The sequence below is a fragment of the Streptomyces sp. NBC_00376 genome (genome assembly GCF_036077095.1).
Taxonomy (GTDB): Bacteria; Actinomycetota; Actinomycetes; order Streptomycetales; family Streptomycetaceae; genus Streptomyces.
Window position 1 is genome coordinate 125,466 of record NZ_CP107962.1, and the last position, 13,011, is coordinate 138,476.

Here is a 13,011-nt window from a genome sequence, read left to right on the forward strand (position 1 = left end):
GATCTTCTGGTTGGTCGTGCTGGGAGGGGTCGTCCGTGGACAGCGCGCCGCCGTCGTACAAGGGGCACCGGTACCCGGTGGAGATCATCGCGCACTGCGTGTGGCTGTACTTCCGTTTCCCGCTGTCGTTCCGCGAGATCGAGGAGCTGATGCTCGAGCGCGGCGTGCTCGTCTCCCACGAGACGGTCCGCCGCTGGTGTACGAAGTTCGGGCAGGCCTACGCCAACGGCCTGCGCCGCCGGCGTGTGCACCCTGGCGACAAGTGGCTCTACCTTCTTGAACGGGTTGGTCCTCCCGTTCGTAGGGTGAGGACACCCAGGGGAGCTGGGTGTGGCTGACAAGTGGCTGCCGTTCGTGGCTTCAGGTGCTTGGCCGCCTGGCTCCCCACGACGACTCGGCCGCCGATTGGGAAGTGCGAACAAGTCGCTGTGTAGAGCAATGCCGGCGAGGTCGTCCGTGGTACGCAAGGCATGTACGACCGAATGGAGCACGATGAGCCGGATATGGGCGGGAACCGACTGCGGCAAGACCCACCACCACTGCCTGGTCCTGGACAGCGAGGGCGACACGCTGCTGTCGCGTCGGGTGGCCAACGACGAGCCGGAACTGCTGAAGCTGATCGGTGACGTCCTGGACCTCGCCGACGGCGGCAAGACGACCTGGGCGCTTGACATGACCGGCGGCGAGCCCGGCCTGCTGATCGCCCTTCTGGTCAACCATGGCCAGGAGCTCGTCTACATCCCCGGTATCGCGGTCAACCGGGCCACCGACAGCTACCGCGGCCAGGGCAAGACGGACGCCCGTGACGCCCGCGTGATCGCCGACCAGGCCCGGATGCGCCGCGACCTCCAGCCGATCCGCCCCGGCGACGAAGCCACGCTCGAGCTGCGGCTGCTGACCGACCACCGCGTCGATCTGGTCGCCGACCGCACCCGCACCACCAACCGGCTCAAGGCCCTGCTGAACAGCATGTTTCCGGCCCTGGAACGGGCCCTCGACCTGGGTAACGTCGGCCCGCTGGTGCTGCTAACCGGTTACCAGACACCGGCAGCGATCCGCCGCGCGGGCAGTCGGCGGCTGACCGCCTGGCTGCGCAACCGCAAGGTCTGCAACGCTGCTGCCCTCGCCGAGAAGGTGGTTGAGGCCGCCGAGCGCCAGCACACCGCCGTCGTGGGTGAGAAGGCCATCGCGAAGATGGTGCACACCCTCGCCAAGGAGGTGATGGTCCTCAACGAGAAGATCACCGAGACCGACAAACTCATCGAGGGCCGGTTTCGCGAACACGAACTGGCCGACGTGATCCAGTCCATGCCCGGCATCGGCACGATCCTCGGTGCCGAGTTCCTCGTCGCCGTCGGCGGCAGCCTGGACGCCTTCCCCACGGCCGACCGGCTCGCGGCCTTCGCCGGCGTGGTCCCCGCCCCACGCGACTCCGGCCAGGTCAGCGGTAACGACCACCGACCGACGAGATACCACCGTCGCCTGCAGCGCGTCTTCTACATCTCCGCGCTGGTCAGCGTCCAACGAGACCCCAACTCACGGAAGTTTTACGACCGCAAGCGCGCCGAGGGGAAACGGCACGTCCAGGCCGTCCTCGCGCTCGCACGCCGTCGCGTCAACGTCCTGTGGGCTCTGATCCGTGACCGACGGTGCTACCAGGTCATACCCTCAGTGACGACGGCGGCTTGACATCGGCATTGGGAAGCACCTGGACGAGGTCTATCGTTTTGAGACGAACGACGTGGACACCCTCGCGACAGCACTCTATGCGACGACCGACGACATGCTGAAGGAGCATCCCGACCTGGCGCCGTGGCGCCCGCCGGTCGGCATTACGCCCCGCCTGAGCGATGGAGGAACGGCGTCGGCCGCGCGCCTTGGACCGGAAGGCGCGGGTGGGCCGGGGCTGCGGCCTGCGCCGTACTGATCCCGAGATGCGGGCCTGCGCGGCCCGGGGGACGGTGAAGTGAGGCATTGACCATCACTCTCTCTGGAGAATCATGATCGTCAAGATGCTGCATGAAAAGGGCCTGACGTCCGAGCACGCCTACTGCGCTGGCTTCCTGTCGGTCGGTTTGGCCGTCGCCTCTTGGTTCGGATCGATGAAAGTCGAACCTTTGGGGTTGGCACGCGCGGACCGGTGGGGCATCTTCGTCGGCGAGTGGGCACCCACGTTCTTCGCGATCGGCCTGGCCCTTGCGAACTACGAACGCGAGAGCGACCTCGACTTCGGCCAAGAACCGCTGCTCAACGCAGAGCCGCCTGAGCCCTGACCCGGGATCGGACTTCTTGCGGGAGACGCTGTGCTGGTTGCGGTAGCGGGCCACCGCCAAGGAGCTGATGGCATAGACCGGCGGCGTTTCCTGTGGTCAGGACGGCGACGAGCACCCTCAGCTCCCGGAACGCCTCCAGCCACTCTTCGTTTCCCGGCGAACGGAGGAGCCATGTCGACCGAGACGCTCGTAGCGATCATCATCGCCGCGGTAGTGGTCGTGCTGCTGGTGTGTGCGTTTGTGGCCTGGAGGGTCACGCGCAGGCGTCATCTGAAGAAACAGTTCGGCCCTGAGTACGAACGGGTCGTGGAGGAGGAAGGGAGCCGCTCGGCCGGGGAACGGGAGCTGCGCGAACGGGAGCAGCGCCATGACGCGCTGGAGATCAAGCCGCTGTCGGCAGCGGATCGTGAAAAGTACGCCCAGGGCTGGAGCCAGGCCCAGGAGCGGTTCGTGGACCGGCCCGAGGAGGCGGTCCACGAAGCCGACCGGCTCGTGACAGCGCTGATGAGCGAGCGCGGCTATCCGACCAAGGGGTTCGAGCAGCAGGCCAGCGATCTCTCGGTCGAGCACGGACAGGCGCTGGAGAACTACCGCTCCGCCCATGAGGTCAGCGACCGCAGCAGCCGTCACCAGGCCACCACGGAGGAGCTGCGGAGCGCAATGGTCCGCTACCGGACCCTGTTCGACGAGCTGCTCCACGACGGCCACCGGCCGCAAGGGTAGTACCTGAGGATCCACTGCTCTCCTGGGCTGCACCGGCCAGGGGAACGATCGGATGGAGGCAGAGATGACGGGAGACCGGGGCCCGCTGGGGTCCGAGACGAGGAGTCTGTCCACCGATGATCTGAGCGGTGCCCGCGACGCAGCGGCCGAAGCTCCACCAGCCGCCTTCCCCGGGAAAGCCGCACCGGCCGGACGGCCCCCGGAAGCGGTCGATGAGGCGGAGCCCGCACCAGTACCCGGCGCCGGGGCGGGCCCGGCAGCGGACGAGGCGGCGGACGAACCGCTCCTTGGCAGCGAGCAGGAGGAGTTCCGCAGCAGGTGGCAGCGGATCCAGGGCGACTTCGTGGATGACCCCCGCGAAGCGGTCGGCGCCGCGGACACCCTGGTCGCGGAGGTGATGCAGGAACTGGCCCGGACGTTCTCCGACCACAAACAGGCACTGGAAGGGCAGTGGCAGCGGGGCGAGGAAGTGGCGACCGAGGATCTGCGCGTCGCCCTGCAGCGGTACCGCTCGTTCTTCAACCGGCTACTGAAGACGTGAACCCGCCAACAGGGGCGGGAAACCGGCCTGATCGAAACCGCCCGCGACGCAGGGGCCATCTGGCCCGGCCCCGCCGGAACCACCGGCGAACAATGCGTCCTGGCCACGCGCGAACGTCGGGCCACCAACCCGCACCACCGCGGCGCAATGCCGCCGGACCTACGGCGCATCGCCGGCCTCCCCCTCCCCCTCCTGCCACCCGCCCCCATCTCGCAGCCGCTCACCCTGGCCTCGAGGAGCAGCTCGACGCCCTCGCGGACTCCGTCGCGCCCCCGCTTCCCCGGCTGACGAGCGCACCGATGTGCGGTCCGAGCGTCCCGGCGTCGTCAGGTGTCGGAGACAGTGAAGAGTGCGCCGTCGCAGTCTCGGATGGCGAAGGCGGTGCTCGGGGCGCCGGCGGGTGAGGAAGCCAGTGAGGATTCACCTCCGGCCGTGACGGCGGCCGCCGCGGCCTGCTTGCTGTCTTCGACGTCGAAGTCGATGTTCCAACGGGGGCGGATTCCTGGGTCCGGGTCGGTTTCGTCACCTCCGCCGTACAGGGTGGCGACGGTGCGCCCTCCGGTCTGGACGACGATGTGGTCCTGGGCGTACTCGACCGTGCAGCCGCCGGGCCGGGCCCAGCCAAAGACCTCTGCGTAGAAAATCGCGGCGTCGAACGCGTCACGGGTCCGCAGGTCCAGACGGACCGGGACGCCGCCCTGCTCTGCCGGCCAAGACAGGGCCGGGCCCTCCCAGAAGCCGAACACGGCGCCGTCCCGGTCGGCGGCGATCCCGGCACGGCCCTCGCCCAGGGCGAGCGGGCCCACGGCGAGCGTGGCACCGCGCTCGCTGATCCGGGCGGCTGTCTCGTCCGCGTCCCTGACGGCGAAGTACGGGGTCCAGACGGCCGGATGGCCACCACCTGGGCAGCACCCGATCCCGGCGACCGGATTGCCGTGCGCCAGAGCCACCGAGAAGTCACTGCCGAGTGGGCTGGGCCTGAACGCCCAGCCCATGACACCGGAGTAGAAGGACTGCGCAGCGTGCAGGTCCTGCGCCATCAGGTTCACCCAGCAGGGCGCACCGGCTACCGGCACGGTTCCTTCGAGGATCGGCACTCGATGCTCCTGCGGGTTCAGCGGGCGGTGATGCGGAGCAGTTCGCGTACGCGGTCCACCAGCCCGGCTCCGGGGACGAGGATTCGGTTGGCGGGCGGGAGGTTCGGGAGCAAGGGGTAGGGGCGGGTGGGGGCGGTCTCCCTGGCCCGGCGTACCAGCCGGCCGAGTTCGTCCAGTTCCTCGGGCAGGATGGCAGCTGCGAGTTTCGGGAACAATTCGTGCTCTTCCTCGCGCACGTGGGAGGCGACCTCTAACTTCAGCTTCGCGATCGTGTCGTTGAACTGAGGATCACCAACGCTCAAGTCTTCGAGATCCCTGAGCATCTGCTCGACTCGGGCGTGATCGGCGAGTTCCTTGTCGGCCAGTGCCGCGCCGTGCGGTACATGCTCGCGGACCGCGGGATAGAGGTGCCGTTCCTCGGCGACCGTGTGCCGTACCAGTTCTGCGGTCAGACGGTCCGCGAGCTCCCGGCGCCGGGGGTGATCGACTGGCTGCAGCTCGATCTGCGAGAACAGGTCCTCCAGCTCACGGTGATCGGCCGCGAGCTCCGCGATCACATCGCCACCAGGTTCCATCGCCACACAGCACCTCTCCTGGGGAATCATCGCCCCTCGAGGGGAGGGTGCAAGCACACAGACAACACATCCCGGGGCGCAGAACCGGCGCCACGCGCGCGGGAATCGCACCGTACTCACCTCCCCGGCCCTGCGATCACCACCGTCCCGCGCAAGGATGGGACTACGGGCGGTGGCCCGGCCATGTCCTGCCCCCGGTCCCGATCGGGGGACACCTCCCCCAGGCACGCCGGTCCACTTCCCGGCCCATAAGGAGGGGCCTGGAGGTACGGATGCCGGAGCCCTTGTGGACATGCCTTCCTCCACCGCCGACTGGATGGAGATGCCAGCAGTGGGCCGCGGCCTTAGTGGTCCGCTCCGGAAATCCCTCGGGGGTTGACGTGAGGTCAGATCATGTGTGGGTCCTGGATCGCCGTTTCGGGGTGTGGGGAAGCGGTCGGCCGCGGCCGGGCTCGCGCGGAGCCGTGCTCCTTCTGTGGCATCACCCGGAGAATCACCGTCCGCGGCACCAGTGCGTCGACTGCGGAGAGATAAGGGCCGTCGACCGTCGCCGCTCCCGGGCACGGTGCGTGGCCTGGGAGCGGCGATGCCTGGGATCTCCGGGTGCGAACTCATGTCGAGCTTGAATCGCCCGTACGGGTTCACATGGGTCCGGAGAAGCGGCGCATGGGCATCGGCGTACGTCATGTCCGCGTAGTCGGGCCCAGCCTGCGACCTCGGAGGCTCCGGCGTGTCGGTCAGGCCGAGCGCAGGGCGTCTGTCGGGGACACCCTGGCTGCGCGCAGTGCCGGGTAGATTCCGGCGACGGCCGCCACCAGTACTGACACCAGCGGTCCGGCGATGACCGTATAGAGCGGGATGGAGGCGGGCCAGCCCTGTGCGAGGGCGTAGCCGTAGACCGCGAGGCCGCCGACGAACAGCCCGCCGACTCCTCCGATGAGGCCCATCAGTACGGCCTCGATGAGGAACTGAACGGCGATCTGGCCGCCTCGGGCGCCCAGCGCGCGGCGCAGTCCGACTTCGCCGCGGCGTTCCATCACTCCCACGACCATGGTGTTGGCGATGCCGACGCCGCCCACGAGCAGGGCGACCGCGGCGAGGGCGAGGACGAGTCCGGTGAGGGAGTTCTTGGTCTCGGCCCGTGCCGTGTACAGGTCGGAAGGGCGGCTGACGGCGACCGTGCTCGGGTTGGCAGGATCGGCGGTGGCTCCGGCAACGGTCTGTACGTCGGGGACGCGTTCGGGGTGGGCCCTGAGGTAGATCATGGCGGCGGTTCCGTCCGCGCCCAGGTGGGCGGTGGCCTGGGGCCAGCCGACCAGGGCGGCGGTGCCGAGCTCGGGTGCGAGCTCGTTCGGGGCCAGGATTCCGGTGACGACGAACCACTGTCCGCCCAGCCGGACCCGCTCACCAGGTGCGGTCACGCCGAGCCGGAGTGCGGCCTGGTCGCCGAGCACGGTCACCGGGAGGTTCTCGCTCGCCTTGTCCAGCCAGTGCCCGCTCTGCAGGGTGGCGTGCAGGACGTCGAGCAGGTTGAGCCGGGCGGCCAGCACGGTGAGGCTGTTGGTCTGTTGCGCCGGGACCAGGTCGTTGCGGTAGACCTGGGCTTTGGTGGCCCCGGTCGCGGTGACCTGCTGCACGGGTGCGATGTTGGCGAGCATCTTCTCGGCCGTGGGCGGCAGCGGCACCGGCTTCTGATCGGCGCCGTTGCCGGGGGCGACGGTGATCAGGTTGGAGCCGAGCCGGTCCAGGCGCTCCAGCAGGTGCGCCTGGTTGGAGGCGGAGATCCCGGTCACAGCGATGACGGCGGCGATGCCCAGGGAGATACCGAGCGCGGACAGGGCGGAGCGCATCTTGCGCGTGCGTGGTCCGATCAGGCCGAGGCGCAGCGTGTCCGTCGGGCGCAGCCGGGTGCGTCGCAGGGGTGGCGTCATCGGGCAGCTCCTGCGGGGTGCGGGCCGCGTTCGTCGAAGTCGATGCGGCCGTCGTGGAGGGTGATTCGCCGGGGGAAGGAGGCGGCCAGTTCGCGGTCGTGGGTGATGACGACGACCGTGGTGCCGTTGGCGTTCAGGGTGCGCAGCAGTTCGACGACGGCGGCGCCGGAGACGCTGTCCAGGGCCCCGGTGGGTTCGTCGGCGAGCAGCAGTGCGGGGTTGCCGACGAGGGCGCGGGCGATGGCGACGCGCTGCTTCTCGCCACCGGAGAGCTGGTCGGGGTGGTGGCGGAGTCGGTGTCCGAGGCCCACCTCGCGCAGGGCTTCGGCAGCTCTGGCGCGCCGGAGTGAGGCGGGGGCGCCGCTGTAGAGGAGGCCGGTGGCGACGTTCTCGACCGTGGTGAGCCCGGACAGCAGGAAGAACTGCTGGAAGACGAAGCCGATCCGGTGGGCGCGCAAGGCGGCCAGTTCGGGGTCGGAGAGCGCGGACAGGTCACGTCCTTCGAAGCGCAGCTTCCCCGCAGTGGGCCGGTCGAGGGAGCCGAGCAGCGCGAGGAGCGTGGACTTGCCGGAGCCGGAGGGGCCGACGACGGCCAGGAGTTCCCCGGCTTCGACGGTGAGGTCGATGCCGTGCAGGATGCGCAGCGGCGGTGACCCCGGGTACTCCTTGGTGATGCCGGAGAGTTCAAGTACGGGTGCCCTGCCGGGTGGCTGATGGGGCATCACTTCGGAATCACCACCTGGGCGCCGGCTTTGACATCCCCGGTGATCTGCGCCTTGGCGTCGGCGACCAGTCCCAGCTGGATCCTGACGAGCCGAGTGGTGGTGCCGCTGACGACCTGGACTCCGTAGCCGCCGCCGTCCAGCGCGAGCAGCGCGGTGACGGGGACGATGAGTGCATCGCTGACGGTCTCGCCGACGACGGTGACGGTCACGGAGGAGGGCCCGGCCTGCTTGGCCTGCCGCTGGTGGTCCAGCGCGATGGTGACGGTGGTCTTGTCCGCGCCACCGGAGCCGTCCGAGCCGTTGTCCCCGCCGTCGCCGGAACCGCCGCGGACCAGTGAGCGAATGCGTCCGTCGATGGTGCTGCCGTCGGCCAGCTTCACCGTCACCCGGCCGTTGGGCTTGAACTGGGAGAGCTGGTTGTCGGCGGGCTGCGCGGTGGCGACCAGGTCGGTGCCGGACACGGTCATGACAGCGGTGGACCCGAGGGCCGAGCCGAGCTGCGCGCCGAGCTGCTGCACCCGCACGACCGCCTGCGGCAGCATGACGACGCTGCCGAGCGTGACCGTCCCCGTCTGCTTCTCACCGAGGGCCTTCTGCCAGCGCTTGACGACGGTGACGGTCCCAGGCGTGAACTTCTGGTCGGCCGTCAGGCCGAGTCCGTCGGCGTGACCGAGCTTGATCAGGTTGCGTTTGAGCTGTTCGACGTCGGGTCCGTCACTGATCCCGGGGCCGAGGTCGCGCCACATCGGCCGGTCCCCGGTGAGCAGCACCACGGGCCGTCCGTCGACCTCGTACAACTTCGCTCCCGCCTTGATGACGGCACCGACGGCGGGCAGGGCGGTGATGGTTCCGCGGCCGGAGGCGATGACGGGAGTCGGGGTGCTGTAGCTGAGCGCGCCGCCGACCTGGATGCCGGTGGACAGCGAGCCCTTCTGCACCGCGACGGTGCCGTGGCTGACGGACGGCTGCTCGGAGGCGGTGCCGTGGTGCTCCCAGGGGCGCATCGCGGCGAGTGCACCCGAGCCGCCGAGCGCGGCGACCAGGACGAGCGCGACGACGACCTTACGGCGCTTCTTTCGCGCGGGGACGGGCGAGTTATCAGCCGGGGCGGTGGTCTCAACAGTGCGGCTCATGATCACTGACCGATCGAGTAGCCGGGCATCGGGAGCTTGCCGCAGGCCGGCTGGATGGCGTCCCACGCGGCGGAGTCGAACGATTTCGCCGGGAAATTGAGGATGCCGTTCTTGGGGTCGGGGTCAGGGATGTCCGCGTAGCCGTTCTTCCGCGCGCACGCGACAAAGGCGCGCCCTTGCTCGACGGCCTTCTCGTTGCCCTTCGGCAGGGCCTGGTGGATGCCGGGAACCTTGGCGTCGCAGACCTTGCTCGCCGCGTCGAAGCCGTTGGCCGAGCCGGGACTGTCGGCATCGGTGGCCGAGGCCGGGACGTTGATGTTGCCGTCCTTGTCCTGCTCGACGCTGGTCTGGCCCTGCTTGTGCATGCAGTCCACCCAGGCCCGCCGGACGGCGCTGTCGTCCTGCGGCTTGCTGTTCCCCACGCCGTCGCCCCCGGCCACGTTGGGCGCCGTTTCCTTTGAGGAGCAGCCGGTTATCACCAGCGCCGCCGTCACGGCGGTCGCCGTCAGTACGGTCCGTACGGTCTTGGTACGCATTTCCTGCTCTCCCTGCTGGACATCGACAATGACCTCCGCCCATTCCTACGGATCGACGAGTTATGCACGGGTGAGTGTGTGCCTAACTGCTGGCTAACGCCTGCTGAGGCACCGTTGACCAGGGCAGGGCAGGGACAGGGCAGAGCGCGGCGAGTGGAGTGGAGTGGAACGGAATGCGAGTGCTGATCGTCGAGGACGAGGTGGACCTGGCCGCGATGCTCGCCGAGGGCCTGCGCGCCGAGGGCATGGTCTGCGAAGTCGCCCACGACGGCGCCCGCGCGCTCGAAATGACGGCCGCCGCCGAGTATGACGTCCTGCTCCTGGACCGGCACCTGCCCAACCTGAGCGGGGACGCCGTCTGCCGGGCCCTGAACACAGCCGGCTACCCGGCCAGAATCCTGATGCTCACCGCCGCCGGCGCCCTCGCCGACCTGGTCGACGGCCTCGGCCAGGGCGCCGACGACTACCTGGCCAAACCCTTCTCGTACCTGGAGCTGATAGCCCGGCTGCGCGCGCTCGGCCGCCGCTCCCTTGCCGGCAGCAGTGCCACCGTACTGAGCAGGCACGGCGTCAACCTGGACACCGTGCGCAGGGTCGCCGAACGCGACGGCCGGCCACTGAGGCTGACACCCAAGGAGCTCGGTGTGCTGGAACTGCTGCTGGCCGCGGACGGCGCCCCGGTCCCCACCGAGCAGCTGCGGGACAGCCTGTGGGACGCGGCGCTGGACCCGGCCACCACCGCCGTCCGGGTCACCGTCCACTCGCTGCGCCGCAAGCTCGGCGAACCGCCACTGATCACCAACGACCCCGGCTACGGGTACCGGCTGTGAGCCGACCCCGGACCGGTCGCCGTCTCTCGCTGCACGGGCTGCCCCTGCGCGGCCGACTGACCCTGATGACCACGGCGGTCTTCGCAGTCCTCGGCTGCGGGCTGCTCCTGCTGAACTGGCTGAGCGCCCGTCAACTCCTGAAGGAAAACCGCCACCGCATTGTCCCCGCGAGCGTGCCGGCTCCCGCCCAGGCGGAGCCGATCCCCGCCGCCACGCCGCAAGGCTCCTCGGAGCCCGCCGCGGTCGTCAGTCCCGCCCAGGGCTTCGAGGACTTTCAGCACACCGTCCTCAGTGATCTGCTGCTGCGCTCCCTGCTGTTGCTCGCCGTCTTCACCGCACTTGCCGCGCTGCTCGCCTGGTGGGGCAGCAGCCGCTCACTGCACCGCCTCCACCAGGTCACTGCGGCGGCCCGGCGGATCGCCGCCGGCAGCACCCTGGACGAACGGCTCGGCCTGACCGGCCCGCACGACGAGGTCCGCGAACTCGGCAACACCTTCGACGCCATGCTCGACCGCCTGGACCGCAGCTTCACCGCCCAGCGCCGCTTCACCTCCCATGCCTCGCACGAACTGCGCACCCCGCTCACCCTCCAGCGCACCGCCCTGGAGATCCCGCTCGCCCAAGGCCGGGTCCCGGCCGATCTGAGACCCGCCGTCCAGCGCGCGCTGGATGCCAACGCCCGCACTGAGCGCCTGATCGCGGCACTGCTGACACTGGCGCGTGGCGAGAGCGGACAGCTGACGCCGCATCCGGTCGACCTCGAGGACACCGCCAGGGACGCCTTGGCGGACCTGGCCGACGAGGCCCGGACGGCGGGTATCCGGATCACCGCCGATCCGGGGCCCGCCCCGGTCACGGGCGACCCCTCACTGCTGCGGCAGATCGCACTGAACCTGCTGGCCAACGCGGTACGGCACAACCACCGTGACGGCGCGGCGACGGTGACCACCGGCACCGTCGGCGGCCTTGCCTTCATCGAGGTCGGCAACACCGGCCCCGTGCTGGATCCGGACGAAATCCCCGCCCTCTTCGAACCGTTCCAGCGCGGTCGGGAACACCGCAGCGACGGGACCGGGCTGGGACTGGCCGTGGTCCGGGCGATCACCCTGACCCACCACGGCGAGCTCACCGCCACCCCACGCCCCGACGGCGGCCTCACCGTCCGAGTCGAACTGCCCACCACACAAATGGAACAGGCCTCGCAGAGTCCGGCCTCTGAGAATCCAACGCCTCGGAACATCTGATCTCCGCCGGTACAAGGCGCGCGCTGTGCCCCGAGTCGCTGACCAAAAAAGTCACTCTCAGAGGGTGTTAAGTCCGTTTCTGGTAGCGGCCGCGTCCGGGTTGTTCGAGGAGTCCCTGGCGGACGAGTCGGCCCAGGCGGGAGCGGGTGACGTTGATCGAGGGCTCGTCGGTGGGCAGGCCGAGGTGCTCGTGCAGATCGCGGACGCGGAACACCTTCCCGGGGTGCTCGTTGAATGTGGTCACGATGCGCTGGTAGACGGTGGCGGTGGCGGTTTCCGCGGGGGCCGCTGCGTGGTCGGGAGGGATGAGGCCGTCGATGACCTTGCGGGTGGCGGCGAGCTCGGCCACGCGGGCTTCGGTCTCGGCGAGGGCGGTGGTGAGCCGCTCGATCTGCTCGCGTAGGTTGTCGGCTCGTGCGGCGGTCTCGTCGTGTTCGGTCTGCAGCAGCCGCAGGAGTTCGCTGATGTTCACGCGGCCAGCTCGATCTCGTCCCGCCAGACGGGGCTCGGGACGGTGAGGCGCCGGAGCATGCCGGCGGTGGAGGCCCAGTAGACGCGGGAGGCCGCGTTGTCGGGCCGGTGATCGTAGTCGCGGGCCAGGCGCCGGTGCAGCATGAGGGTGCCGTTGACCTGCTCGACCACCCACCGCTTCGGTTGCGGGACGAAGCCTTTGCCCTTGTCGTCGGGGTTGCGTCGGACCACCTCGACGGTGATGTCCTTCACCGCCCCGTGGATGATCACGGCGTCTTTGAAGCCCTGGTCGACGAGGACTTTTTCCAGGCGCATCCCGCATCGTTCGGCTGCCTGGTCCAGCAGGGCGATGCCGGCCTCGTTGTCGTGCGCGCTCGCGGCGAAAATCACCACACCGATGATCAGGCCCAGCACGTCCACGGCGAGTCCCCGCTTCCTGCCGGGCGTCTTCTTGTTCGCGTCCAATCCCGTCGTCTCCCTCGGCACCCCGGCCGCCACGCGGACGGACTGGGTGTCGATGATCACCAGGGACGGGTCCTCTAATCGTCTGGACCGCTCCCGCACCTGGCAGCGCAGGATCTCCTGGATCCGCTGGTCAAGGCCATCCTGGCGCCACAGGGTGAAGTAGTAGAACACCGCCGACCAGGCCGGGAGGTCGTGCGGCAGGAGCCGCCACTGACAACCCGTCCGGTTCTGGTAGAGCAGCGCGTTCACGACCTCGCGCAGGTCACAGGAGCCCGGGTCCCCGGTCGCCGACCGCGCCACCCGCTCCTGCTTCCACGCGGTGACCAGCGGCTCGATCAACGCCCATTGCCCGTCGGACAAGTCAGTCGAGTACGGCATCCGTTCCATGCCCGCGACCCCATCATGCACACGACATGACGCGAGGGCGGAACTGTCCCATCACCCACGAACGGGTGACACCACACCAT

The 13,011-nt window shown here is 69.4% G+C and carries 14 protein-coding genes and 3 pseudogenes; 9 read left to right on the top strand and 8 right to left on the bottom strand.

What is annotated here, in order from left to right:
- Positions 1–35 precede the first annotated feature (35 nt).
- The 7 genes and pseudogenes from OG842_RS43550 to OG842_RS45555 all read left to right on the top strand — a co-directional run.
- Positions 36–266: pseudogene (locus OG842_RS43550) on the top strand (IS6 family transposase); the annotation flags it as partial.
- 226 nt (positions 267–492) lie between these two features.
- Positions 493–1,689: an IS110 family transposase gene (locus tag OG842_RS43555; RefSeq protein WP_266726579.1), complete on the top strand. Its 1,197-nt coding sequence runs from the start codon at positions 493–495 to the stop codon at positions 1,687–1,689.
- A 52-nt stretch (positions 1,690–1,741) separates the two neighbouring features.
- Positions 1,742–1,879, top strand: a pseudogene (locus OG842_RS45550) (IS982 family transposase); the annotation flags it as partial.
- A 121-nt stretch (positions 1,880–2,000) separates the two neighbouring features.
- Complete coding sequence (locus tag OG842_RS43560; RefSeq protein ID WP_266738458.1) at positions 2,001–2,273, top strand: hypothetical protein; 273 nt, start codon at positions 2,001–2,003, stop codon at positions 2,271–2,273.
- Between the two features lie 171 nt (positions 2,274–2,444).
- Positions 2,445–2,996 (top strand): hypothetical protein, encoded by a 552-nt coding sequence (locus tag OG842_RS43565; RefSeq protein WP_266738456.1) that lies wholly within the window; start codon positions 2,445–2,447, stop codon positions 2,994–2,996.
- A gap of 64 nt (positions 2,997–3,060) precedes the next feature.
- The gene (locus OG842_RS43570; protein ID WP_266738454.1) at positions 3,061–3,537 is read left to right on the top strand and encodes a hypothetical protein; all 477 of its coding nucleotides are present in this window, start codon (positions 3,061–3,063) and stop codon (positions 3,535–3,537) included.
- A 12-nt stretch (positions 3,538–3,549) separates the two neighbouring features.
- Positions 3,550–3,791 (top strand): annotated as a pseudogene (locus OG842_RS45555) (type III effector protein); the annotation flags it as partial.
- 72 nt (positions 3,792–3,863) lie between these two features.
- Here OG842_RS45555 and OG842_RS43575 read toward each other — a convergent pair.
- The 6 genes from OG842_RS43575 to OG842_RS43600 all read right to left on the bottom strand — a co-directional run bounded on the left by OG842_RS43575 (position 3,864) and on the right by OG842_RS43600 (position 9,534).
- Entirely contained in the window at positions 3,864–4,634 is a 771-nt protein-coding gene (locus tag OG842_RS43575; RefSeq protein WP_266738452.1) for a VOC family protein, read from the bottom strand.
- Positions 4,635–4,651: 17 nt separating this feature from the next.
- Positions 4,652–5,209: a hemerythrin domain-containing protein gene (locus OG842_RS43580; protein WP_266738500.1), complete on the bottom strand. Its 558-nt coding sequence runs from the start codon at positions 5,207–5,209 to the stop codon at positions 4,652–4,654.
- 737 nt (positions 5,210–5,946) lie between these two features.
- Entirely contained in the window at positions 5,947–7,140 is a 1,194-nt protein-coding gene (locus OG842_RS43585) for an ABC transporter permease (RefSeq protein WP_266738450.1), read from the bottom strand.
- Entirely contained in the window at positions 7,137–7,862 is a 726-nt protein-coding gene (locus OG842_RS43590) for an ABC transporter ATP-binding protein (RefSeq protein ID WP_266738449.1), read from the bottom strand. Before OG842_RS43590 ends, OG842_RS43585 begins: the two co-directional genes overlap by 4 nt.
- The gene (locus OG842_RS43595) at positions 7,862–8,998 is read right to left on the bottom strand and encodes a peptidoglycan-binding domain-containing protein (protein ID WP_266738448.1); all 1,137 of its coding nucleotides are present in this window, start codon (positions 8,996–8,998) and stop codon (positions 7,862–7,864) included. The genes OG842_RS43590 and OG842_RS43595 overlap by 1 nt, the downstream gene beginning before the upstream one ends.
- 2 nt (positions 8,999–9,000) lie before the next feature.
- Positions 9,001–9,534, bottom strand: coding sequence for a hypothetical protein (locus tag OG842_RS43600; protein WP_266738447.1), 534 nt, complete (start codon positions 9,532–9,534; stop codon positions 9,001–9,003).
- 173 nt (positions 9,535–9,707) lie between these two features.
- Here OG842_RS43600 and OG842_RS43605 point away from each other — a divergent pair, with 173 nt between their 5' ends.
- A complete protein-coding gene (locus OG842_RS43605; RefSeq protein ID WP_266738446.1) occupies positions 9,708–10,364 on the top strand; it encodes a response regulator transcription factor in 657 nt (218 codons plus the stop codon).
- Positions 10,361–11,608 (top strand): sensor histidine kinase, encoded by a 1,248-nt coding sequence (locus tag OG842_RS43610; protein WP_266738445.1) that lies wholly within the window; start codon positions 10,361–10,363, stop codon positions 11,606–11,608. The genes OG842_RS43605 and OG842_RS43610 overlap by 4 nt, the downstream gene beginning before the upstream one ends.
- A 67-nt stretch (positions 11,609–11,675) precedes the next feature.
- Here OG842_RS43610 and OG842_RS43615 read toward each other — a convergent pair whose 3' ends face one another.
- Both OG842_RS43615 and OG842_RS43620 read right to left on the bottom strand, forming a co-directional pair.
- Positions 11,676–12,080, bottom strand: a complete 405-nt coding sequence (locus tag OG842_RS43615) for a type IV toxin-antitoxin system AbiEi family antitoxin domain-containing protein (protein WP_266487640.1) — start codon at positions 12,078–12,080, stop codon at positions 11,676–11,678.
- Entirely contained in the window at positions 12,077–12,931 is an 855-nt protein-coding gene (locus tag OG842_RS43620; protein ID WP_266487638.1) for an IS5 family transposase, read from the bottom strand. Before OG842_RS43620 ends, OG842_RS43615 begins: the two co-directional genes overlap by 4 nt.
- Between the last annotated feature and the right edge of the window lie 80 nt (positions 12,932–13,011).

Excerpts from the sequence above, each read along its gene's own strand:
- OG842_RS43590 (WP_266738449.1), bottom strand. The coding sequence starts at position 7,862 with ATGCCCCATCAGCCACCCGGCAGGGCACCCGTACTTGAACTCTCCGGC.
- OG842_RS43560 (WP_266738458.1), top strand. The coding sequence starts at position 2,001 with ATGATCGTCAAGATGCTGCATGAAAAGGGCCTGACGTCCGAGCACGCC.
- OG842_RS43565 (WP_266738456.1), top strand. The coding sequence starts at position 2,445 with ATGTCGACCGAGACGCTCGTAGCGATCATCATCGCCGCGGTAGTGGTC.
- OG842_RS43555 (WP_266726579.1), top strand. The coding sequence starts at position 493 with ATGAGCCGGATATGGGCGGGAACCGACTGCGGCAAGACCCACCACCAC.
- OG842_RS43570 (WP_266738454.1), top strand. The coding sequence starts at position 3,061 with ATGACGGGAGACCGGGGCCCGCTGGGGTCCGAGACGAGGAGTCTGTCC.
- OG842_RS43580 (WP_266738500.1), bottom strand. The coding sequence starts at position 5,209 with ATGGAACCTGGTGGCGATGTGATCGCGGAGCTCGCGGCCGATCACCGT.
- OG842_RS43585 (WP_266738450.1), bottom strand. The coding sequence starts at position 7,140 with ATGACGCCACCCCTGCGACGCACCCGGCTGCGCCCGACGGACACGCTG.
- OG842_RS43595 (WP_266738448.1), bottom strand. The coding sequence starts at position 8,998 with ATGAGCCGCACTGTTGAGACCACCGCCCCGGCTGATAACTCGCCCGTC.
- OG842_RS43620 (WP_266487638.1), bottom strand. The coding sequence starts at position 12,931 with ATGGAACGGATGCCGTACTCGACTGACTTGTCCGACGGGCAATGGGCG.
- OG842_RS43605 (WP_266738446.1), top strand. The coding sequence starts at position 9,708 with ATGCGAGTGCTGATCGTCGAGGACGAGGTGGACCTGGCCGCGATGCTC.
- OG842_RS43600 (WP_266738447.1), bottom strand. The coding sequence starts at position 9,534 with ATGCGTACCAAGACCGTACGGACCGTACTGACGGCGACCGCCGTGACG.